This window comes from Aminipila terrae (assembly GCF_010120715.1).
Lineage (GTDB): Bacteria > Bacillota > Clostridia > Peptostreptococcales > Anaerovoracaceae > Aminipila > Aminipila terrae.
Genome location: NZ_CP047591.1, coordinates 2588615 through 2611868 on the forward strand (window position 1 = coordinate 2588615; position 23254 = coordinate 2611868).

The 23254-nt window shown below is 32.1% G+C and carries 24 protein-coding genes and 1 pseudogene; 24 read left to right on the forward strand and 1 reads right to left on the reverse strand.

Translation table 11 applies throughout. From position 1 onward, the window contains the following. Nucleotides 1-14 precede the first annotated feature (14 nt). Nucleotides 15-203, reverse strand: coding sequence for a helix-turn-helix domain-containing protein (locus Ami3637_RS12285; protein WP_162362833.1), 189 nt, complete (start codon nt 201-203; stop codon nt 15-17). Nucleotides 204-469: 266 nt separating this feature from the next. On the opposite strand from Ami3637_RS12285, the gene Ami3637_RS12290 reads away from it, so the two are divergent. The 24 genes and pseudogenes from Ami3637_RS12290 to Ami3637_RS12405 all read left to right on the forward strand — a co-directional run bounded on the left by Ami3637_RS12290 (nt 470) and on the right by Ami3637_RS12405 (nt 23241). Then, on the forward strand, nt 470-1588 hold the full coding sequence (locus tag Ami3637_RS12290) for a hypothetical protein (protein ID WP_162362834.1): 1119 nt from the start codon (nt 470-472) through the stop codon (nt 1586-1588). Nucleotides 1589-2176: 588 nt separating this feature from the next. Continuing rightward, nucleotides 2177-4756, forward strand: coding sequence for a type I restriction-modification system subunit M (locus tag Ami3637_RS12295; RefSeq protein WP_162362835.1), 2580 nt, complete (start codon nt 2177-2179; stop codon nt 4754-4756). Then, complete coding sequence (locus Ami3637_RS12300; protein ID WP_162362836.1) at nt 4757-6025, forward strand: restriction endonuclease subunit S; 1269 nt, start codon at nt 4757-4759, stop codon at nt 6023-6025. A 15-nt stretch (nt 6026-6040) separates the two neighbouring features. Then, nucleotides 6041-8926 (forward strand): type I restriction endonuclease subunit R, EcoR124 family, encoded by a 2886-nt coding sequence (locus Ami3637_RS12305; protein WP_162362837.1) that lies wholly within the window; start codon nt 6041-6043, stop codon nt 8924-8926. Continuing rightward, nucleotides 8869-9126, forward strand: a complete 258-nt coding sequence (locus tag Ami3637_RS12310) for a restriction endonuclease subunit R (RefSeq protein WP_162362838.1) — start codon at nt 8869-8871, stop codon at nt 9124-9126. The genes Ami3637_RS12305 and Ami3637_RS12310 overlap by 58 nt, the downstream gene beginning before the upstream one ends. A 118-nt stretch (nt 9127-9244) precedes the next feature. Then, a complete protein-coding gene (locus Ami3637_RS12315; protein WP_162362839.1) occupies nt 9245-10177 on the forward strand; it encodes a DUF932 domain-containing protein in 933 nt (310 codons plus the stop codon). After that, a complete protein-coding gene (locus Ami3637_RS12320) occupies nt 10174-10347 on the forward strand; it encodes a DpnD/PcfM family protein (RefSeq protein ID WP_162362840.1) in 174 nt (57 codons plus the stop codon). The genes Ami3637_RS12315 and Ami3637_RS12320 overlap by 4 nt, the downstream gene beginning before the upstream one ends. Nucleotides 10348-10359: 12 nt before the next feature. Next, on the forward strand, nt 10360-11292 hold the full coding sequence (locus Ami3637_RS12325; RefSeq protein ID WP_162362841.1) for a YqaJ viral recombinase family nuclease: 933 nt from the start codon (nt 10360-10362) through the stop codon (nt 11290-11292). Nucleotides 11293-11301: 9 nt separating this feature from the next. Beyond that, nucleotides 11302-12126 (forward strand): hypothetical protein, encoded by an 825-nt coding sequence (locus tag Ami3637_RS12330; protein WP_162362842.1) that lies wholly within the window; start codon nt 11302-11304, stop codon nt 12124-12126. 6 nt (nt 12127-12132) lie between these two features. After that, nucleotides 12133-12588, forward strand: coding sequence for a JAB domain-containing protein (locus Ami3637_RS12335; protein WP_162362843.1), 456 nt, complete (start codon nt 12133-12135; stop codon nt 12586-12588). A gap of 2 nt (nt 12589-12590) precedes the next feature. Beyond that, nucleotides 12591-12896, forward strand: coding sequence for a hypothetical protein (locus Ami3637_RS12340; protein ID WP_162362844.1), 306 nt, complete (start codon nt 12591-12593; stop codon nt 12894-12896). Between the two features lie 22 nt (nt 12897-12918). Beyond that, a complete protein-coding gene (locus Ami3637_RS12345; RefSeq protein WP_162362845.1) occupies nt 12919-13824 on the forward strand; it encodes a DUF5688 family protein in 906 nt (301 codons plus the stop codon). Nucleotides 13825-13931: 107 nt separating this feature from the next. After that, nucleotides 13932-14078 (forward strand): hypothetical protein, encoded by a 147-nt coding sequence (locus Ami3637_RS17120; protein ID WP_202931054.1) that lies wholly within the window; start codon nt 13932-13934, stop codon nt 14076-14078. A gap of 44 nt (nt 14079-14122) precedes the next feature. Then, nucleotides 14123-14236, forward strand: coding sequence for a hypothetical protein (locus tag Ami3637_RS19160; protein ID WP_408609072.1), 114 nt, complete (start codon nt 14123-14125; stop codon nt 14234-14236). Between the two features lie 178 nt (nt 14237-14414). Then, nucleotides 14415-15059 carry a lasso peptide biosynthesis protein gene (locus Ami3637_RS12355; protein WP_162362846.1) on the forward strand — a complete coding sequence of 215 codons (645 nt, stop codon included), beginning with the start codon at nt 14415-14417 and terminating at the stop codon, nt 15057-15059. A gap of 198 nt (nt 15060-15257) precedes the next feature. After that, entirely contained in the window at nt 15258-16547 is a 1290-nt protein-coding gene (locus Ami3637_RS12360; protein WP_162362847.1) for a hypothetical protein, read from the forward strand. Between the two features lie 832 nt (nt 16548-17379). Further along, nucleotides 17380-18057, forward strand: coding sequence for a hypothetical protein (locus Ami3637_RS12365; protein ID WP_162362848.1), 678 nt, complete (start codon nt 17380-17382; stop codon nt 18055-18057). Nucleotides 18058-18067: 10 nt separating this feature from the next. Continuing rightward, the gene (locus tag Ami3637_RS12370) at nt 18068-18490 is read left to right on the forward strand and encodes a hypothetical protein (protein WP_162362849.1); all 423 of its coding nucleotides are present in this window, start codon (nt 18068-18070) and stop codon (nt 18488-18490) included. Between the two features lie 149 nt (nt 18491-18639). Then, complete coding sequence (locus Ami3637_RS12375) at nt 18640-19017, forward strand: hypothetical protein (RefSeq protein WP_162362850.1); 378 nt, start codon at nt 18640-18642, stop codon at nt 19015-19017. A 37-nt stretch (nt 19018-19054) separates the two neighbouring features. Then, nucleotides 19055-20143: a hypothetical protein gene (locus Ami3637_RS12380; RefSeq protein WP_162362851.1), complete on the forward strand. Its 1089-nt coding sequence runs from the start codon at nt 19055-19057 to the stop codon at nt 20141-20143. A gap of 246 nt (nt 20144-20389) precedes the next feature. Further along, nucleotides 20390-21012 (forward strand): annotated as a pseudogene (locus Ami3637_RS12390) (DUF262 domain-containing protein). Then, the gene (locus tag Ami3637_RS12395) at nt 20994-22061 is read left to right on the forward strand and encodes an HNH endonuclease family protein (RefSeq protein WP_162362853.1); all 1068 of its coding nucleotides are present in this window, start codon (nt 20994-20996) and stop codon (nt 22059-22061) included. The pseudogene Ami3637_RS12390 and the gene Ami3637_RS12395 overlap by 19 nt, the downstream one beginning before the upstream one ends. A 296-nt stretch (nt 22062-22357) precedes the next feature. After that, nucleotides 22358-22600, forward strand: coding sequence for a hypothetical protein (locus Ami3637_RS12400; RefSeq protein WP_162362854.1), 243 nt, complete (start codon nt 22358-22360; stop codon nt 22598-22600). Nucleotides 22601-22794: 194 nt separating this feature from the next. Continuing rightward, complete coding sequence (locus Ami3637_RS12405) at nt 22795-23241, forward strand: hypothetical protein (RefSeq protein WP_162362855.1); 447 nt, start codon at nt 22795-22797, stop codon at nt 23239-23241. Nucleotides 23242-23254 lie beyond the last annotated feature (13 nt).

A 23254-nucleotide genomic window follows, 5' to 3' on the forward strand; every position in this document is an offset into this window, starting at 1 on the left:
CCTAGTATTGTATATTAAGTATTTTTCATGTTGGTTTTTCTAGAGTTCAAATATTCATGGATAGATTCCTTTGAGATTCTCCATTGATGACCTATCCGATAAGCTGTAATAAGTTTCTTATTAATTAAGTTATAGGCCGTATTTTTCCCTATTTGCAGGAATTCACATAACTCATCTACTGTTATTAGTTCTTTTGTGTTCATTTTTCTTCACTCCTTATGGTTAGATTTTATTTAAAAATATGTTAATAACATTAAATTAAATTTATAGCAGCAAGAATTATTTTATATCTTGTCTTTAACCTTTTAATAAAGTTAATAGTTTTGAGGTTAATGTAAATTGAATTAAGGATACATATATATCATTAAAATGGATCACTATCTTTATCAAAAATAGTAATGAATCTATATAGAAAGGTATCTTTAGAATAAGGTTTATAGAACCAGTAAAGAAAGGAGTGCTTATTATGATGCACACAGTAGAAACAACTTACGAATTATCAAGAGAGCAATTTGAAAAAACAAAGGATAGACTTTATGAATTTAGCACAGAAAATAAATTACGTTGTATTTCGGATGAGAAAAATCTTACATATACAAAATTTTATGAAAGGGTAGATGAAATGACACATAAAAACACCTGGGGCTTAAAATTAAAGAATGGGATGCAGATCGTTTTGGGGGAAAATATGTTTAAGGTAAATGGGAAGATTAGTAAAACATTTGAGTTGAATTACATAATAAATTTAGCAAAAGTAATAGGAGGAAATTATACGAATTTATATAACTCCTATACGCATGATTATGAAAAGGTTATACAGGAAATAAATAAAACATTGGAATTAGTGTCCCCAGAGTTCCCCAATATAAATAGTGTAAAAATTAGAAGAGTAGACTTTAGCTGTAATATAAAACTAAGAAAGAATCAGTTAGCAAGTTACTTGAAGATTGCCAAAAGTGGTAAATTTGCTTCTAGAATTGAAGCTACAGCAAAAGATGAAAACGAGAAAAGATATAAGCCTAAAAATAGTGTGAAAATCAGAAATCGTAAAGATGGAAGCATTAAAGTATATCTATACGATAAACGCAGCCAAATGGAAAAGAATTCTTTAGGAGATTTCAAAAATGATACCAATGCTGAAGAAATTTTACGGGTCGAAGTACAGATTAGTAATCCTAAGATTGAAAACTTATTGAGCAAATATAAAATAGGAAATTTAGAAGAACTACTAAAAACATCTAATAGAATGGCTCTTGTAGTTTTTGAAAAATATCTTTACAAAAACTTTTGCGCTGGAAGATATTATAAATATAATGATGCTATGGAAGTTATCCAAAGAAGCCATTTCAATAAGTCGATAAAGGTAAGAATGATCAGATTTCTTGAGTGTGTTAAAAAGGGAAAGAGCATCGAAATTGGCATAGAAAAATTCAAAAGCGATGGCAACACATCACAAGATGTAAGAAGAATCAGAGAGAAATTGAAAGATTTAAATATAAATCCATATACACTGGGGAAACGAGAAAATGTTGAGAAATTGGATAATTTGTATAGTTGCATTTTATATGCAATGACAGAAAATTTTTGATAGCATGGTTATAAGAATAGGATGGAGTAATTAATGAGAGCGATATACAAGAACACATATATGATTGCATGTTACTAACTTGCCATATAGATTTATAATATATCAATCATTTTTAGGAGATTTCAATGTAAAAGTAGTTACCTTCTTATTTTCTAAAAAGAAGGTAACGAGCTTTTTAACTTTATAGCAAAGAAATTTGGGATCTTTCAAGTGCGATATTTTCGACTTACCAATTAATGGGGGATTAGCTTTAAGTAAGAAGAGAGTTTCTGCATGTAAATTTAGCTTTTTATCGCTGAAAATGAAAGAATATCTCATTTTATTATGGTATAATAAAAGTTAGAATTTTTGTTCATGAGAAATCAATTGGGATAGTTAGAATGCTACAAAACTAACTACAGATAAGATTATGCAAATTGATGATTGGAGACAGAAGGACAAAACTCAATAAATAATAGCAGCAACTTTATAAAATGATTTGAAATAAAATAATTCAATTTAAACAATAATGAAGATATGCGTAGAAGTTGGTATTGATATTGGATATATTATTGGACTTAACAGATAAGGAGCTTGGAGGAGTAAATAGTGATTACATCAGAAGAAATTAAACGCAGATTATGGGATGGAGCAAACGAGCTACGTGGTTCTATGGATGCAAGCCGATACAAGGACTATATGCTAGGCTTAATGTTCTATAAATTTTTAAGTGATAAAACTTTAGAAATATTCAAAGCAAGCGCAGTTAAGGGACCAGTAACAGAAGCTCAACTAGTGGAGGAGTATACTAAATCAAGAGAAGAATATGGCGAAGATTTAGACTTAATGATTCAAAAGGTGCTTGGCTACTATGTAAAACCAGAATATCTTTATCATACATGGCTGAAAGATATAAACTCAGGTAATTTTGAAGTTCAGAGAGTAACAGATAGCTTGAATTATTTTGAACGAACCCTTGCTGTATCTGGTGATTCAAATGATTTTAAAGGGTTATTTTCAAGTTCTACGCTTGACTTAACCGACACCGCATTAGGGAGCAATCTAAATGAGCGTAGCAAGAATATAAGGGCGTTAATTTTGTTATTCGCAGATTTGAATATGGTGGCTTTACAAAAGGGTGATGTTCTTGGTGATGCCTACGAATATCTAATCGGACAATTCGCGATGGAATCTGGCAAAAAGGCAGGAGAGTTCTATACGCCTAGACAAGTCAGTGAGGTTATGGCACAAATCGTTGCCAAAACATCAAATATTGAATCTATATACGACCCTACAGTTGGATCCGGTTCTCTACTTCTTACGGTTAAAAAACATTTGAGTCAAGAGGTTCAAAAGAGTCTAAGTTATTATGGGCAGGAAAAAAATACGGCGACATATAACTTAACGCGTATGAACTTGCTACTTCATGGCGTTCGACCTGAAAAAATGACCATTAAAAATGGAGATACGCTATCACATGATTGGCCCGAAGATCCAGACCGCCCAAATGAAGGTGTATTGTTCGATGCGGTGGTAATGAACCCGCCTTACTCTGCGAAGAATTGGAATAAAGCAGGCTTGAAAGGCAGCGAACCAAGGTTCGAAATTGTAGATGGCATACTCCCTCCAGATTCAAAGGGCGATTTTGCATTTTTATTGCATGGATTATATCACTTAGGACAAAACGGGACAATGGCTATTGTATTACCTCACGGTGTTCTGTTTCGTGGTTCGTCTGAGAGTGAAATCCGCAAGAGATTGTTGGAGAAAAATCGCATTGATGCCATTATCGGCTTACCTAGTAACCTATTTACTAATACAGGTATCCCGGTATGTATTCTCATTCTGAAAAAAAACAGAGAAGTTGGGGAGCCTGTTCTTGTGATTGATGCATCAAAGAATTTTATCAAGAACGGAAAGCAAAATATACTACAAGAAAAAGATATTGCTAAAATTGTCGATGCTTATATTAACCGTGCTGAGATAAAGGGATATAGCCATTTGGCTACTCGAGAAGAGATCATCGAAAACGATTTTAACATGAATATCCCAAGATATGTTGAAGTGGTTGATAGTGAAATTGCACATGATGTAGATGGGCATTTATATGGCGGTATTCCGCAGAAAAATATTGATGATTTAATAGTTCTACAAAAAACAGTAAAAGATATTATAGATAGTTGCCTAGCGCCAATTAGAGATGGATACTTTGTACTAATAAAACCTATAAGTGAACTGACAGCTACGGTATTGAGCGATAGTCGTGTCATTCAAAAGTCACAGGAAATAAAGGCAAAAACAGAAGACTTCATTGCGACATACTGGGAAGCCTTACGTAAAATTGATGATGTATTAGAAATAAATCCGTTGATGGAAGAAATGTTATCTCACATCAAGGAGCTTTTATCAGGTGTTGAATTCATTGATGTCTATGATGGATATCAGATAGTGGCTGAAATTTGGAAGAATGCTTTAACTCATGATACCGAGTTGATTGCAGGAAGTGATTTCTATACAGCGGGTCGTACTCGTGAACCGAACATGGTAACAAAGGGCACGGGAAGTAACAAACGTGAAGAGCAAGATGGTTGGATTGGAGCAATTGTTCCTAATGATTTGATAGCTAAGAGGTTATATAGCAAGGAGCTTCAGGCAATAGAAGACAAAAAAACTCATGTAAGTGAAATTGAATCAGAGCTTACCGAATTAGTTGAAGCTGCTAAAGTTGAAGATAGTGACGAAAATGACGCTTTATATGATGCTCTAAAGAAAAATGAAGACGACGAACCCCAAGATTCATTTGAAAATAAATTGGTTAAAGCAGAGCTCAAAAAGGCAATAAAGAAAACCACAAAGTATGATTTACTTAAGAAAGTTGATAATTTAATAGAGGAAAAGTCTGATTTAGGCAAAAAAATCAAATACGAAGAGAAAAAACTCAAAGAGGCTATTTATGAAAGAATCCTTGTACTGACTGATGAAGAAATCGATAAACTTATATTTGAAAAATGGTTTGGTACTACGGTTGCTGATTTAGTCAAATTGGTTGAAATACCGCTAAAAGAGGAAATTGCTACTTTGGAAATGCTAAACAATCGTTATGCGAATAAACTATCTGATATTGATGATGAGATTAATAAGCTAGAAAGTGATTTGGAACTCTTGATGAGTGAATTGGTGGTGCTGTAGATGGACGAAAATAAAAAATTAGTACCCAGAAGACGTTTCAAGGAATTTCAAAATACTAATGATTGGGAACAGCGTAAGTTAGAGGATATATACGATAAGATAAGAAATGCATTCGTTGGTACAGCGACACCATATTACATACCTCAAGGTAATTTTTATTTAGAATCAAACAATGTTAAAGATGGTCAGATTAATAGAAATAGTGAAATTTTTATAAATGACGAGTTTTATTTACGACAAAAGGACAATTGGTTACGAACTGGTGATATGGTTATGGTTCAGTCTGGACATGTTGGACATGCAGCTGTAATTCCGCCTGAACTCAATAACTCTGCAGCTCATGCGTTAATCATCTTTTCAAATCCAAAAGAAATTGTTGACCCATATTTTCTGAATTATCAGTATCAGACTTCAAACTATAAGAAAGCAATTGATAATATTACCACAGGTAATACTATTAAGCACATTCTTTCATCTGAAATGAAAAAGTTCACAGTTTTTTTGACCAAAATCGAAGAACAAAATAAAATTAGTGAGTTTTTTATAGGCCTCGACAACCTTATCACCCTTCATCAGCGTAAGTTAGAAAAGACAAAAGCATTAAAATCTGCATTTTTATCAGAAATGTTCCCAGCGCAAGGAGAGCTGGTGCCGAAACGCCGATTTGCAGAGTTTACTGGCGATTGGGAACAGCATAAGGTTTCCGAATTAATAAAGGATATTGCTGATGGACCATTTGGAAGTAATCTGAAAGTAGTACATTATACAGATGAAAAAGAGGCTCGAATTATACAACTAAGCAACATTGGAGAAGGTGGTTGGCAAGACGAAAATGTACGTTATACAACATTTGAACATGCCAAGGAAATTAAGAGATGTATAGTTGAACCGGGTGAACTTGTAATGGCAAAAATGATGCCATCAGGGCTTACAATTGAGCGACCAAACACTGATAAAATGTACGTTCTTTCATCAGATGCAGTTAGAATAAAAATTAATGAAATGCTGATTGATACAAAATACTTTGTTTACATGACAAAGTGTGAATATTTTCTTAATCAAATTAATAACGATGCTCAAGGAAGCACACGTACAAGAACAAGTATTAGTAAAATAAGAATGATGGATATTCCAGTTCCGTCTATACAAGAACAAAAAAGAATCGGCCTGTGCTTTCAACAACTAGACAACCTTATCAACCTTCATCAGCGTAAGTTAGAAAAATTGCAAAATATTAAAAAGGCATACTTGAATGAGTTGCTTATATAGGAAGGAGCTTAAGTCATGAGCAATGCACCAAAGAATGCTTCTGAAAAAGCATTTCAAGAAAACTTTGTTAAAGAACTTACTAAGTACAAATGGGAAAGTCCTGATTTTCTTAATGGCAATAAGCAAAAGGTTACAGTAGATGATTTGACTAAGCACTGGCGAACAGAACTGAATCGTATGAATTCGGATCAGCTTGAAGGTATCCCTCTGACAGATGGTGAGTTCAATCAAGTTATGGTAAAGGTTAAGCAAATCAGCAACAGCTATGAAGCCGCTAAAATTCTAGCAATTGAAGAGTCAAAAGGAAAGATTGACGGCATTTATAGAGAGGATAATCCGAAGATAACCAGAAGACAAATTACATTGACAATCTTCAAAAAAGCAGAAGTACGAGGCGGAGATTCAAGTTATAGAATAGCTCGTGAAGTTGTAACGCCAAATGATAACCGCTTTGATATTGTCTTGCTAATTAATGGCTTACCTTTAATTAATATTGAACAAAAACGTACAGACAAATCTCTAGATGAAGCATTTGGACAGTTTGTTAGATATTTCCGTGATGGGGAGTACACAAATTGTTTCATGGCATTTTCTCAGATGATGGTTATTACGTCTGAAATAGAGACTCGTTATTTTGCTACACCAAAATCGCTAGCTGATTTTAATACTAGCTTTGTATTTCATTGGTCAGATAAGAAAAATAAACAAATTAACAATTGGAAACAGGTCGTAGAACATTTTCTTATGATTCCTATGGCGCATCAAATGGTTGGTGATTATCTCGTTATTGATGAAGCAAAGGAAGAAGAAAATAGACGTCATATGCTGATGCGTCCTTATCAAGTATATGCCCTTCAAGCAGTTGAAGGTGCTGCTTTCGGGTGGGACAATGAGGAGAGGGTTCCGCATGGTGGTTTTATATGGCATACAACCGGTTCAGGTAAAACCATTACAAGTTTTAAGACCGCACTCTTTTTATCAACACGGGCAGGGTTCGATAAAGTGGTTTTTTTAGTAGACAGACGTGAGCTTGATACCAAAACGAGTGACAATTTTAAAGCCTATGCTGAATATGAGCCTGTTTCGGTAGATGAGACGAAGCATACATATAATCTAAAAAAACAATTAAAGTCACCTAAAAACGGTATTATCGTAACGACCACGTTTAAGTTGAATGGTCTTGTAAAAGAGATGGAAGAGGCTCATGATAATAGTTTGGCAGATAAAAAAATGGTGTTTATTATTGATGAAGCCCATCGGACCACTATGGGCCAAATGATGGGAACAATAAAAAACTATTTTAAGAAAAATGGCCTATTCTTTGGATTTACGGGAACACCACTTTTTGATGAAAATAAGGTCAAAGGAAAAGTAAATGAGAAGAGTGAGGTCATTAACACAACTGAAAAACTCTTTGGACCGAGCTTACATGACTATACAATTGATCAAGCTATTTCTGATGGTAATGTTTTAGGTTTTAACGTGGACTATATCAACACGGGAGAGTTTAAAAATTACGAAGATTTACGTGATCAACTTATAGAGAAAATTCAAGAAGAAGAGCCGGATGAGACAAGGAGAGATATTGAACGTTTGGTGCAAAGCTGGTCCGAAGCAGAGGTGGAATCCCAAGCGAAGAAACGAAATATCCTTAAATACCAAGATGAAACGCATATTCCTAGAGTTGCAGAAGAAATCCTTGCTAATTGGGGGAAGCAATCACAAAACCGCGAGTTCAATGCAATCTTAACAGTTGCTTATAAAAATCGTGTAATTGCATATTATAATGAGTTTAAGAAACAACTGAAAGAACGTGATGCGAAGTTAAATATAGCGATGACGTTTAGTTTTGGAAATGAGAATGACCCGGATAACATAGATCCTGAAATCATAAAAGGGATGTTTAAGGACTATTCTGATTTTACAGGAATTGAATTTATCGTAGGGGATAAAAGGCACGGTGAAGATGCTTATTTTGAGGATGTTGTAGAACGAGCGACTCGTGGTGGAAGTGGAAGAAATGAAAAAAATATAGACTTAGTAATTGTTGCTGACCAACTTTTGACGGGATATGATTCGAAGCGACTTAACACGTTGTATGTTGACCGAAATTTGGAACTGCAAGGGCTAATTCAAGCCTATTCCCGTACAAATCGAGTGTTTGGTAAAACTAAGGAATTCGGGAGTATTGTTAATTTTCAATATCCAAAAATGACAGAGAAAATCGTGAACAAAGCGTTGGAACTTTACGGTAGTGGTGGAAAGAGTAGTCCTGCAATTGTTGACCTCTACTCAACAGCAGTTAAGAAGTTCAAAATTAAGATTGGAGAGATGATTCTAACACTGCCAGACCCCACAGAATGGGCAACTCTTAAAAATGATGAAAGGAAAAAACAAAATTTTATTCTTACCTTTAAAGAGTCTGCCGATCAATTGAATCTAGTGATGCAATATTATGAGTTTCACTGGGACGATAGTACTTTTGGCATAACAGAGCACATTTGGATGCAGTATATTGGTGCATATAAGAATCTGACGCATAAACCTGGCACTTCAACACCATCACAGGTTATCGTTAGGCCGCTTGTAGGTAAAACAAAATTGGCAGGGACTCAAGTGATAGATGCTGCTCATATTTTAAGCTTGATTGGCTCCAAGGTTGGAAATGTGGACGGTATTCAAACTGTTGATGATGAAACTTTGAGGATTATTCATGAGCAAATACAGGAACTTAGTAATATGGGTGAAGATGAGCAAGCGTTGCTTTTAAAAGAGTTTGTTAATACAGAGTTGGTTCCGGGGAATTTATCTAGTAATTTGAACTTTGATGAAGCCTTTGAAGCATGGAAAAAATCAGACAAAAGAAGAGTGTTGAGATTTTTGCTGAAAAGTGGGGAGTAGATGCCGAGTTGCTTAGTAAATCTTTATCTTCCTATTCTGATTCTCAGCCAGATTTTGTTCCGTATATTGATGAACTCATGAAAACTGCTGACTTTGATAAAGCCACAAATCAATCTGCGGGAAATAGGTTAGGACACATAATCAGATTGACTAAGGAACTTCCTATATGGATAGCACGAACTAAGCAGAAATATAGCTAATACTGTCAAATGCCATGTGACTGTATTTTGTGAGGTTAAAAATGTATAGTTACATATTTTGCTTATATATTATATCTCTAATAAAGAACAATTAAATCTTGAAAGGAGATATTTTATTATGAGTGCAAATGTAGAAAGTATGTTTTATGTAGGAAGGACGGCTCCATGGCACGGACTTGGAGTCAGTGTAGAAGAGGCTTTAGATTCAAAGAAAGCAATAAAAATGGCAGGTCTTGACTGGACGGTAAGGCAGGAAGAAATAATGACTGCAGATTTTAAGGACATATCTGGGTTTAAGGCAAATGTGAGGTCTGACAATGGAAGTATCTTAGGAGTAGTATCTGACAGATACAAGGTGGTTCAAAATGAAAAAGCTTTCAGCTTTACTGACAGCCTTATTGGAAACGGTGTAACTTATGAGACTGCCGGAAGTTTAAATGATGGTAAAAGGATTTGGCTCTTAGCAAAATTGCCTGAGAAATATACTCTGGCAGATGAAGCAGTAGAGCCATTTTTAGTGTTTTCAAACAGCCATGATGGAACAGGAGCAATTAAAGTTGCTATGACACCCGTAAGAGTTGTATGCCAGAACACTTTAAATCTTGCATTAGATAATGCAAAACGTATTTGGTCAACAATTCACATGGGAGACATGAAAAATAAGCTGGAAGATGCAAGAAATACCCTGCTTATGGCAGACAGGTATATGATGGCACTTCAGGATAGGTCAGAAAACTTAAGTCTAATAAAATTAACAGATAAAAAGGTAATACAGAACATTGAAGAGCTTATTAAAATGCCTGATAATCCAACTGAACTGCAGAAAAACAATGTAACCAGAATGAGAAGTGACATAACACATAGATATTTTGAAGCGCCAGATTTAAAGGTATTACCTAAAAATGCATGGCGCTTTATTAATGCTATATCAGATTTTGCAACACATGCTGAGCCACTTAGAAAAACATCAAATTATACTGAGAATCTATTTGCAAAGACAATAGATGGACACCCACTGATAGACAGAGCCGTTCAGATGGTAGCAGCATGAGAAAAGAGTATAAGGTGCGCATAACAGAAACTCTTTCAAGAACTGTAACTGTAAAAGCTGAAAGTAGTGAAGATGCTTATAAAATAGTAAAACAAAAGTATGATAAATCAGTGATTATTCTTGATTCAGGTGATTATGTGGAAACTGAAATTGATGTTTTAATTAGGTAGGAGAAAAACAAAATGAATAAGATAAAACTAGAAGAAAATATGCCACGAGATAAATGGCTGGCACTTAGAAGAAGAGGCATCGGAGGTTCCGATGCCTCTGTTGTTTGTGGAATCAATAAGTATAAATCAGTAGTTGAACTTTGGATGGATAAAACGGAGCAGCTTCCATTTGAAGAAGGAGATTCAGAAGCAGCATACTGGGGACATACTTTGGAATCAGTTGTAAGAGAAGAATTCTCCAAAAGGTCAGGACTTACAGTCAACACCGTTCCGTGTATGTATCAACATGAAGAGCATCGTTTTATGCTCGCTAACCTTGATGGTGAAGTCTACGATCCGAAATACGGAACCTGTGTATTTGAAGCAAAGACAGCAAGTGCATTTAAACATGCTGAGTGGAATGTTGAAATACCTGAAGAATATTACCTGCAAGTACAGCATTACATGGCAGTAACAGGATATAAAGGTGCATATATAGCAGCACTAATAGGCGGCAATCAGTTTGTATGGAAGTTTATTGAGCGTGATGATGAAGTCATAAATCTGCTTATAAGGCTTGAAGGCGCATTCTGGAATTATGTTAAAACTAAGCAAGTGCCGCCTATTGACGGAAGCAAAGCTTCAACAGCACTTCTTGATAAAATATATCCAAGAGCAGTACAAGATAAAGAGCTTGAACTTGGAGAAGAAGGCCTTGTATATATTGAACAGTACCTTGAAGCACAGGAGCAAGAGAAGAGAATAAAAGAAATAAAAGATTTAGCAGGAAATAAACTTAAGGAAATGCTTGGAGATAGTGAAATAGGAATTGTAGGCGAAAGAAAGGTAGTTTGGAGCAATATTAGTTCTGCCAGATTTAATGATAAATCTTTTAAAGAAAAAGAGCCGGAAAAATATAATCAGTATATTAAGCAGATCGAATATAGAAAACTGGCGGTAAAATAGGAGATGAAAATGGAATCAGTTAAAGAAAAATTAAGTGACAAAGTCATAAGCCTTAATGAGCAAATCCCAGATAACCCATGTGGTCAAGAAATGAAGTCATACCAAGAAAACGGTATGGCTTTTTCTTTGCATGAAGTCAAGCAAAGACTGGAAATGCTGCAAAACTTTATATCGGAAATAATGGTTGAGGGAACAGATTACGGATATCTTCCTAAGACAGATAAAAAGTGCTTGTTTAAATCGGGAGCAGAAAAACTTTGTGATGTTTTTGGACTTTCTAAAAGAATCGAAATTGTAAGCAGAATGGAGGACTTTGATAAAGGTATATTTCATTATGAAGTTAAAGCCATAGTAATTGATAAAAAGACGGGTGTTATTGAAGCAGAGGGAGTCGGTTCCTGTAACAGCATGGAAAAGAAGTATAGAAGTCAGGATGCATATAACCTTACAAATACAATCCTAAAGATGGCAAAGAAAAGAGCCTTTGTAGATGCAGTCCTTTCAGCAACAAGGAGTAGTGATATATTTACTCAAGATGTTGAGGACAATCTTTTAGGAGATGGAGCTGAAGGAAAACCCAGAAATATGAAGGATAAAAGTCGTGATAAGAAGAATACAGTGCAAGATCAAAATGGAAAAGCGGGCAAAGAAGAGTCAGCAAGCAATAAGCAACTTTCATATATTTATACAATTCTTTCCGATTCAAGAATACCTGTAGAAACGGCCAGAAGTGACATGGAAAAAATGTATGGGGTAACTGAAAGCAGAAATTTAAGCAAGAAACAGGCAAGTGAGTTTATTGAATATCTGAAGAACTATAAAAAGGCAGGTTAGAAGAATATGAAGTGCAGTAAGAGAGTGGATGTTGTAAAAGTTCAGATTGTAAAAGAAACCTCAATAAAGTATATGGACAGAGTAATTAAAAGTCCTGATGAAGCAGGTAGTCTGATTAAAAACTTTATTGGAAAACCAGACAGAGAACAGTTTGGAGTAATGTGTATTGATACAAAAGGTCAGCCAACCAATATCAGTATAGTTGCAGTTGGTGATTTAAACTGTACTATCGTGCATCCGAGGGAAGTATTTAAGACTGCAATTTTGAGTAACGCAGCTTCTGTAATTCTTTTTCATAATCATCCATCCGGAATAGAATCACCTTCAATGGAAGATAAGAATATTACAAAAAGGTTATGTGATGCTGGTCTGATACTTGGAATAAAAGTGTTAGACCATGTTATTCTTGGAGACATGAAAACCTTTAGTTTTAAAAACAATGGTCTAGTATTGGAGGAATAAATATGTTGCTGATAAACCTGGAAAAAGAAAGGGAAAGAAGTACAGATGAATTAATTCCATATCCCTTGGGAGCATTATGTTTTGTATTAGACTGTTTAAATGAAGGGGAGAGTATGGAAACGGCAATAGAAAGCTTAAAGAAGTATAAGCTTGCAGAATCAAGTATGAAACTTGTAGTAGAGAATAAACAACTACTTCTATTCTTAAAACAGAGACATTCGGAATTTAAGGACATTAGAGATGTAATGAAAATACTTTATATGATGGTATTTAAGAGTTTGCCTGAAAATATGAAAAAGGCAGTTTAACTAATTATGGAGGAAAAAACAAATGGATAATCTAAATATGGAAAGTTTTAAAAATCAGCTTATATCAGAAGTATCAAAGCTTATGGGTGATGGCTTTAACGTAGACCTTAAAAATATAAAAAAGAATAATGGTTTAACCCTAGAAGCTTTAAATATAGTTGAAAAAGGCAGTAATGTGGGTCCACTATTTTATCTAAATGGTTATGATGAAAAGTATAAAGATAGAACAGTGGAAGAAATAGCTAAAGACATTATAGGCAAATATATGGGAAGTAAAAATATAAGTTTTACTTTAGGAAGCTTTATGGAGTTTAACAATGTAAAGGACAAGATTACCTTTAAGTTAATTAATGCTGAAATGAATAAAGAACTGCTAAAGAATGTGCCACATTCAGATTATCTGGATTTGACACTAGTGTACCAGGTGCAGCTTGATATCAAAGACGATGGCAACCCTACTATATTAGTTAGCAATACTCTTTTAGAAAGCTGGAAAATATCAAAAGGTAAATTACATGAATATGCAGAACAAAATACCTCAAAGCTTTTACCATATGAAATACAAAGCATGGAAGACTTAATAGGGGAAATGGTAGGAATGCTAGAAGAAGATGTACAAGCTCTAAAGGACGAAAACAGTAATGTCATGTATGTACTTACCAATAAAAAGAAGATAAATGGAGCAGCGTGTCTTTTGTATGACGATGTACTTAAAAATTTTGCTGAAAAGCATAATTGTGACTTTTATATGCTCCCATCTTCAACTCATGAAGTCTTGCTTATTCCTGATAATAATTTAGTAAATTCTAAGGAATTGCAGGCAATGGTGAAGGAAGTTAATGCGACAGAAGTAGCACCCGATGAAGTGCTTTCTAATAATGTATATTATTACAGCAGAAAAACTAGTGAGCTGAGTTTAGTCAACTAATGCTACAAATAAAAGAGTATATTTTCTTAGACGTTAAAATAGTGAATTATTCCATGAATAATTCACTATTTTGTCTCTTAGACTCTTCACAAGAAAAAAGTTAAACTATGAAAATAATCTATTTTCATGGAGGTGATAGCATTAAAGGTAAGCTAAGAATGGAATGTTTAAATGATATTTATAAAGAATTGGCTTCCCTGGTGGGAATAGAGAATATGGAAAAAATCTATGAACATTATAGGGGCAGGAGCTAAACTTCCCATCAAAAATATACAGTAAGGAATACATACGAATCGTAATTAAGGAAGAGTATGATGGCACAAACACAAAAGATATAGCAAGAAAAACTGGATATTCAGAAAGATGGATTAAAAAACTTATTAAAGAATGTGAGAAAGATAGACTTAAATAGCAAAGTGCATAAAAAATTTATTTTATACTTATTTTTCGTGAACCCAAAAATGTGTCCGTTATAGTGAGTAGAATATATACATGTTTAAGGAAGTAGAAGAATGTTAGGAATAGTAGCTTACAGAAATGAATGTTAAGAATGATAGAATAGAAAACCTTATAAAAATTGTCATAGAGATATGTTCATCTTCGCAAGGAAAATAAAAGAATTTAAGGAGGATAAAGAAATGTTAAATCAATTTATGGTGTGCATGGTTGTATTAATGTTACCATTCGGAAATGTAACTGACAAAGGTGGAAACAATGTGGTTATTCATGACTGTCAAGCCCCAGCTATATATTGTCAATATATGGACACTTATCTGGACAATGTCTATGATCCGTATGACGTTCCAAAGAGAACAACCGGTGCCATGGAATTAATGGCTGAGTATTACCCTGATTGGGAAGCTAGCTATCAATTCAATGAGTTTGATTGTACTGAGATGTCAGCATATCTATCATATTATCTAAAGGCTTGTGGCATTCCTAATACTATTGTTGTAGGTACTGCTGCTAATGGTGAATCTCATTCTTGGATTGAAGTACCATATAAAACAGCATATGGTACTACTAGTAAACTTATAGTTGAATCTACTACATTTGATGTATTGAATCCATCTGATACTACAGTAAATCAGTTCTATTCGAAGTATAAGAAATTTAATTTAAAGGAACTAAAGAGTACTGAATTGGATTGGTGGAATTCAAAATATTTCCTTAATAAGTATTTAGACCTTAGAACGGACTTTACTTATATGAATTTTATGGATGAGACCGAATAAGCCAGTAAAAATATAGTGCACAAAAATGCACTATATTTTTGGTATATAGAAAATGACGCGTTGGACGCGTAGCTCCGTAATAAGAAAATTTAATTTATATAGGGAAACAGGGTATTTAAGATATAATGAAGCCCAAATATTGAGACTTGCCCATTTTCATAAGTAAAATAAAAACATTTCAGGAATGAGGATATTCTAATGGTAAAATTTATATTTTATAAAAGCTTATCAAAAAAAATGAAAAGCATAGCGTTTAAGAAAAATATTGTCATAGTATTTATTATTACTAGTATAATATGTAGTTGCTTAACTGCTTGTTCACCATCTAGTCAAGACATTGATGGATTTTTATATAAAAGTGATTATCATCTATACAAAGATTACTATGATTCTTTAGATTTAAGCGGGAAGATATATATGATGGATCAATGCGAAAAGAAAATCATAGATGAAATTAAAAAAAATAAAGAATCATTATTAAATAAAGATTATGATTATGCTCAAAATTCTTTAAGTTACGTTTTAAAAATATTATCAGATTTTGATTATGAAGAGGATTCTCGAATGGGAAAACTTTGTAAAAATGCTTTGGAATTTAGGGCGACATATAAAAAATTAGAGGATACAAATTATTTTAAACTTCAAGATGCATTAGTTCAAAGTATATATATATCTGATAGGATAAAGTCTCAAGATGAAAAGTCTTATCTTGATGAATACTATAGTACAAGTTATGATTACAATGAATTTGGTATTTATTCTACAGAGGATTGGGAAGGGGTTATTGAAAGTAGTGAACCACTAAAAAAAGGAGCCATGGAGGAAGTTTATCTTAAAAAAAACGGACAAACGTCAGTTATTGATGATTCTGGATTTGAATCCACTTATAATAAGTATGAAATTATACCCGAAGAAGAAGTTAATACATATCTTTCATCATCTCAAGAAATAGAGAAGCTAACCAGTGAGTTAGATAACTATATGTCAAAATTTTTATTGATTTCAAAGGTGATTACAATACCGTCTGATACGAATACTTCCAATAAGGCTAAAGAAAATGAACTTATTAATTCCAATAGTACTAAAGAAGATAGTAACACTGATTATGGTGAAGAAGAGAGTTATATACAAGGGTGGGACGATGATATTAAACGGATAGAAGACAATATGGGTGATAAGACATTTGTAGTATCTGATGTTATAATGGCAGATCCTTATAGTGCTGGATCAATAAGTACAAGTAATGAACTTTCTTTTGAGCTATTGGTATATAGAAACTTAGATAGTGACTCTTTATATTTTGTAAGTTCTTTAAATGGTGAAGATGTTTTCTTCGTCAAATCATTTACATATACGGGGGCAAATATATACGTAACGCTTGAAGATTTTAATGGAATAGAATCTAGTCTTATATTTGATACAGAAACCCAAGAGTGTACAATTACATCTGGTGGCACAACAGATACATATGTTGCCATAGGGTATTAGTATTAAAGAGGGAAAATTGTTAAAATTTTATGAAGGGTATAAAGATAGTCAAGAATGTGTTACTTTAATAGTGGACCACTTTTTAGGTGATTTTTACTTGGAAAGGGTCCACTATTTATTTATACCTTCTTTTTTCTATCTAACTCCCAAAGAAATTATACAATTAGAAAATCCTGAGCTTAATAATAAATTTGGAAATTTTATTAAAACTGAAAATTAGAGTTTACAACAATTGTACAACTTCATGGTGACTTGCAACTATATAATGACTTTATTATAAATCAATCTCCAAAGGTATGGGGAATGATATTATATTTCAAATAGTGTGCTGTTATCCAAATAAGTAGGATTTTTTATAGGCAAGGTAGAAAAAAGTTTAATAAATGTTGAATGCTGTCAAATTTTGTCGAATGTTGTGTGCAAAAACATAGTAGCATATGGTGAACATTGGAAATATGTAAGTTATAATAAAGATATTGAAACTAATAACTAGTAAAAGAATATGCTATTGGAGTAATAAAAATATATTAGAATCCCAAAATGTGTCATCATCTTAAGTAAAATAGAATGAAGGAACATAAGTGGAGGAATTTTAATGAAAATGTAACAGATTTTACTTCCAACGGTTATAAATATTATGTACGGATTTATTCATTAATGGAGAAAAAGTTTTAATGGATGTAAAAGCTCAAGTTATAAATGGTTAAACAATGATTCCGCTTCGATTTGTGGCAGAGAATTTAGGAAGAATGGTAATTATTATAATACAAAGAATCTTTTTTATCACTCTTTTATATTTGAATTATATTTTTGAAAGTATGGAGGTAGGAAAATGGCTGTGAATAGCTTGCATTTTATGAAATTTCACATGAGTGAACCATGGTCCATAAAAGATTTATGTGAAAAGATTTTTAATTCATTAAGTGAAGAAGGGGAGAGGTTTATTTTAAATGAAGAGACAGCTTCAATCATTGATGGCTATTATGTAACTTATTTCTATGCCAAAGAAATGATTTATAATGAAGACATAAACTCTTTAGAGACTATTGTAGTTAAAAAAAGCCTAGTAATTCCTTTTTCTATTGACTTAAAAAATCAAATTATTGACGTTTGGAGTAGTAAGTCTAATGCAAATAAATTAGTTACTCAACTTGGAATTAGATTAGATCATAAAGTTAGCATAGAATCAATTGATATTAACCTTGAAAACATTGCCAATGATCTTCAAGGGAGGAATATAAAAATAGGAAGAATTAAAATCCAAAATTTTTTAATTGAAAAAGATATTGTCGCAAATTGTACATTTGACTTATCAAATCATAATAATCCAAGCAATACATTAAAGAAATATTCTAAGGATTTAGTTCAGATGGCGATTATAATATCTGAAGAACAAAATGAAGTAGTATCTATGATGATATATAAGAGTGGCAGTGTGGTAGTTTATAAATCAAAAGAAGAGATTTCATTGAAAACGTTAGAACTCGTTAGAAAAATTTGTGTAAGATAGGAGAAAATATATGGGCGAGCAGGCTAAAAAAATAGGGGATAAATTGGAAGGATTCGGTGAGAAGATTTATGAACGGTTCAATTGGGAAGAACTAACTAGAGATCAGGAAATTAAATGCACGAAAAGTAGCCATAGAACGGAAAAAGGAAATCCTAAAAAGACTCATGGGATAGATCTATACCATAAATGCTTAGATCCGTATAAAAACCAGTATATATCAATAATTACAGAATGTAAGAATTATAAATGGGAAGCAATAAATCAAAAGAGTATACAAACGTGGTTTGAACAGCTTGAATGGACTATGGAGTGTGCCCAAAATGCGGAAGAGTTGCTAGAATATAATAAAAATGTGATGTACATAAAAACGGGATATTACTTATTCATGCGAATGATGGGAACTATGATGATCTTGCGTTTAGAGAATACTTAAGAAGTTTAAAATATAAAAATAAAAGAAATCCATTAAATATATTTGTTGCAGGAAATAAAGAAATTGAAAAATGGGATGCTATGTTTTCTTTCATTGAGTCTAAATTTAATAAAGAAAATAGCGAATTTAACTTTTACTATCCAAGCATAATGAATTCTAAGCTGATTCTGATGCCACAAATTTCATTAACTCATTTGTTTTCTAGTTTTGTTTTTGCAGAGTATAAAGAAGAAGTTACCATCACGGAACATGTTAGAAAGATTACAGAACTAAAAACTAAAAAAGTAGTATTTTCTTTTGATTCCTTGATAGATCAATCTTTTCCATATTTGTTTAGTATGTTTAAAGCTCTACAAATGGAAAATGCAGATGAATATATTTTTTGTTTTTTCCCAGAAACACCAGAGGATGTAAATCTTGTTAATCAAAAATTTATTTTGTATGCAAAAGAAGAATTGTTTGATATTGATAAAATTAAAATTGAGTTTTTGAGGAATCCTAGAATATCACCAGTAAATAACATTTAATTCATAATTTATTATCAGTAAGGAGAGAAGAGGTATTATGATAAAATCGTTTGCGCCAAATAGTCAAATTAAAATGATAATTTCTGAAAAAGAAATTTCAACAACACAGATTAAATGGTTTTTAAGTCAAAAAGGAATTTTTTCTATGGTGCAAAACTCAGAAGAGCTATCGAATGAGATATATCCTATATTTTTTGGATGCAGTGATATAGAAAAATTGCAAGAAATGCTACAAAGTGATAAGAATTATCAAAAATCTTCAATTATGATTTTAGAACCTTGTGAAAAAGACATGGGAATAAATGAATTTCAAGATTTTATCACGGATGAGCTAAATAGATATAAGAGCAAAAATGAAAAATATCGAATTGAGTCTGTACAGAAAAATAAAGAGGGAAATATTCTTTTTAAAATTCTTTATACCAAAAAAGTAAAAGGCAAAATAGAGCTGTTAAAAGATAAAGTTAAAGAAATAAATGTTAAAATTGAAAAAAGAAGCTTAGATAATAAATTAATTGTTGATATTAGACAAAATGACAATTCAGATTTGAAGGAATTAGACATATTTATACATCAATTGAGTTTTGGCGAGAATAAAGAAAATCTTTTTAATGTTGAATATATTACTTTAGATAAGTTAAATAATGATAATAAAATTAAATTTTTTGATGATTTAATTGCTTATAAATATAAAGAGTGGAGACTTGAAGATATAAAAGGGGTAGATGTAAATAAAACTGAAAACTTAGACGAAGATGAAGATGGAGAAGAAAGTATAACGAAAGATGAGTTGGCTGGAATAAATAGTGCAGTATTTAAGGGTAATAGTATTCGAGAAACTGGAATAGTTCAAAAATTTCTAAAGCAAGGCTTCTATTTTACCTCCATGAAATTTAAATATGAATATCAGAGTAGTTTTGAAAGTTTTGTAATTGATGTTAATTTTAAAAGCACAGAAAATATAAAAATTGAAATAATTAAAACTTATGATAAAGATGATCACATTGATAGAGATTTAATTTGCGTGCTCCCTTTTAGCAAACAAGAAGAAATCCTTGTAGCATTTCAAAATGTTGCATATGAAATATATAATAACTTATTAGAAAGTCAAGGACAAAATATTTAGAAACTTCAACAGAAATGCTGCTATTTTATATAATGGTAGCCTAAATGGTGGAGAGATATTAAGAAAAATGTTGCAGCAAGTTCGACCTAGCTGATTTAATCGGCTAACTCTAGTTCTAGAGTGAAATAATTCTAACCACTTTTCTAATTAAATGAAGTTTAATTAAATCGACTAAGGAGATATATTTATATGATGCAGTTTTCACAAAAAAGCATAAAAGGTTTATTTGATAGTTCGGAGAAAATGATGATAATTCCGGTTTATCAAAGAGCTTATTCCTGGGATGAAAAGGAAAGAAAAGTATTCCTAGAAGATCTAAAAGAACAACAAGCGGGTGGAAACATTTATTGCTATGGTAATTTACTTCTAGAAACAATACAAAAGATTCTGAGTACGAAATTATTGATGGGCAACAAAGACTCACTACTGTCACTATATTTGTGAGAGCTTTATTGAACGTTTTACATAGTAGATTAGATAAGGAACCTGAAATTGTAAGGCAAGTAAATTTCAAGAAAAAAGAAAAAATTTACTTTAAAGATGATGGTGTAATTAAACTTAGGCCTGTTGATTATGATAGAGGATGCTATGATACACTAATTGTAGAAAATAAGGATGAATATAGCATTTCTACGCCATCACAAAAAAGAATGAGGGATGCAAAGGAGTATTTTACAAAAGAATTATCACTTATACAAACTAAAGAGTTAATAAAAATATTTTCAATATTAGAAGAGGCGCAGGTAAATTGTATAGAACTAGAAGGAAAAAAGGATTCTGCGTTAATGTTTGAATTACAAAATAATAGAGGGAAGGAACTCTCTGATTTAGAAAAACTGAAATCTTTTTTATGTATCAACTCTATGTAGTAAGTAATATAAAAGAAACTGACTCTAACATTGAATATGTTGCAAACAAATTCGACCCAATATATAGGCTTATAAATGATCTTAAGGAGAATAATGAATCTGAAGATGTAAGAGAATTAACTGAGGATAGAATTTTCATGTACCATTGTTATGCATATACAGCTAAAGGTTTTGGATATAGAAGTATTGCTGATATAGCAGATGAATACAAGAAAATAAAGTCAGATAGAGTAAAATGGATTAAAGATTTCACTGATGAGTTACATACAACCTTTTCAAACATGAAATTTTTACAAGGGATTAATAATAAATACTTAATGAAGCTTAATCAAATTGGTATGCCTTATTTTGTGTATGCATTTATAATTAAAGGTTTAAAATATTTCAAGGAAGATTCTTCAAAATTAGAGCAGCTTTTTAAGACAATGGAGATCTTAAGTTTTAGGTATAAACTTATAAACAGTAGATCGGATATTGTTAGTAAGCTATATCCAGCACTCAGAAATTTTAAAGGTAATGTTATTGAATTAAATTCAGAAATAAAAAAGACATTAAATGATAACTGGTATTGGAGCGATGACAGAATAGAGGAATACTTAAATAGTAATATGTATGAAAACAAAATGATCAATTATGTGCTTTGGGAATATGAACATAGTATTCAACTTAAAGGTTATGACACTAATAAAATTAAAATAGAAAAAGAGCAAATTGAACATATTTCCCCTAAAACCCCTGACGAAGGATGGATTGCGTCTGGATATGAAGTTGATAAGAATAATATGTATTCAGAGCAATTCATAGAAGACTGGTTAAATTCACTGGGAAACCTTATGCTTATTTCGGGGTCGCATAATGCATCCATTGGAAATAAACCTTTTGCAGAAAAATTAAAAACTTATAAGAGTAATCCAGTCTTAAAACAGCAAGAAGAAATTGTGACTTTTTTGAATGAAACAAGAAAGAAACCAAAATGGGATTCTCATGCAATTGAAAAAAGGCATGAAAAAATATTGGAATTTGCGATAAATAGGTGGAGTTTTGATTAAAAAAGGAGTAATGACAAACTTATAAAGGTAATTTTCACAGATTAAAACTGATGCTATTGATTTGCATTGAAAAGTATTTATTGTAGATGGTAACAATGAAATTAGTCATGAAGCCCTTGAGACATTGAGAACTTATAATCTTATATAACAATGTTTTCAAATAGTATAGGAGTGGTGATGGAAATATGAAAATAACAAATGAAATGACTCATAGAGCCTATGAAATTGTAAAAATGGTTTATCATGGAGCTATAGGATGAAATGAGGGGAAATATAAGATAGCAGATGAAACTGGAATGAATGTGAGTTCGTCAGGAGACTATATTTCTAGTTTCCTTTCTATGATGGAGGGTCAACGATATACACGTACTTTCAATTCTTATGCGACTCGTTATATACTAGAAAATATAAAGAAAGATTATGGGGACAAGCAGTTTCAAAAGGCATTAGAAGCGGTTCAAGAGCACGGCAACTATTATAATGGATTAAATAATGGAAATTTAAGAAGCATACAAAATATAATAAATGAGTTAAGATAAAGAAAAGTGAAATGCCGTTTTATTTTGTAGCAATTGGTAGAGGTAGTATAAAAGCAAATAGGATGGGTTAGGATTTAGAACACTCATTATTTTATTTTTTTAATGTTAGTACAAAAAATTGATTGCGTGGAAAAAATATAATACAAATACTGTAAAAAGAAAAAACATAATAAATAATATGCGAGGTAGAATTTATGGTTAAAGAACAAATTATTTTGGCGCTATTAACCTCACTTCTTAGTGGTGGTATTGGATCCGTAGTAGGTTTTTTAATTAGCTCAAATCAACGGAGAAAAGATAGAAATGATGAGATAAAATTTTATTCAACCATTTTAAAAAATGATTTAGAGAGCATATGTAATTATTTTTCAAACGAGAGAGGTTCGGTTAATTTAAGATATTTTGCAGATTGGCAAAAAAATATTGCAAAGTGTGCTTATTTATGTCAAGATGAAGTGGCTCTCCTTTATGAGATATATGATAAATGTTTCAATTATTCATACCATTATATCTTAAAGGAGAAAACAGGAAGCGTATGTAAAGACAATATAAACGAATATAAACAACTTAATCAGATATTCGCTGGAAATAAATATTTGAAGCTTAAAGCAAATTTAATATGCCATGAAACTAAGAAATGATATTTCCTAAATA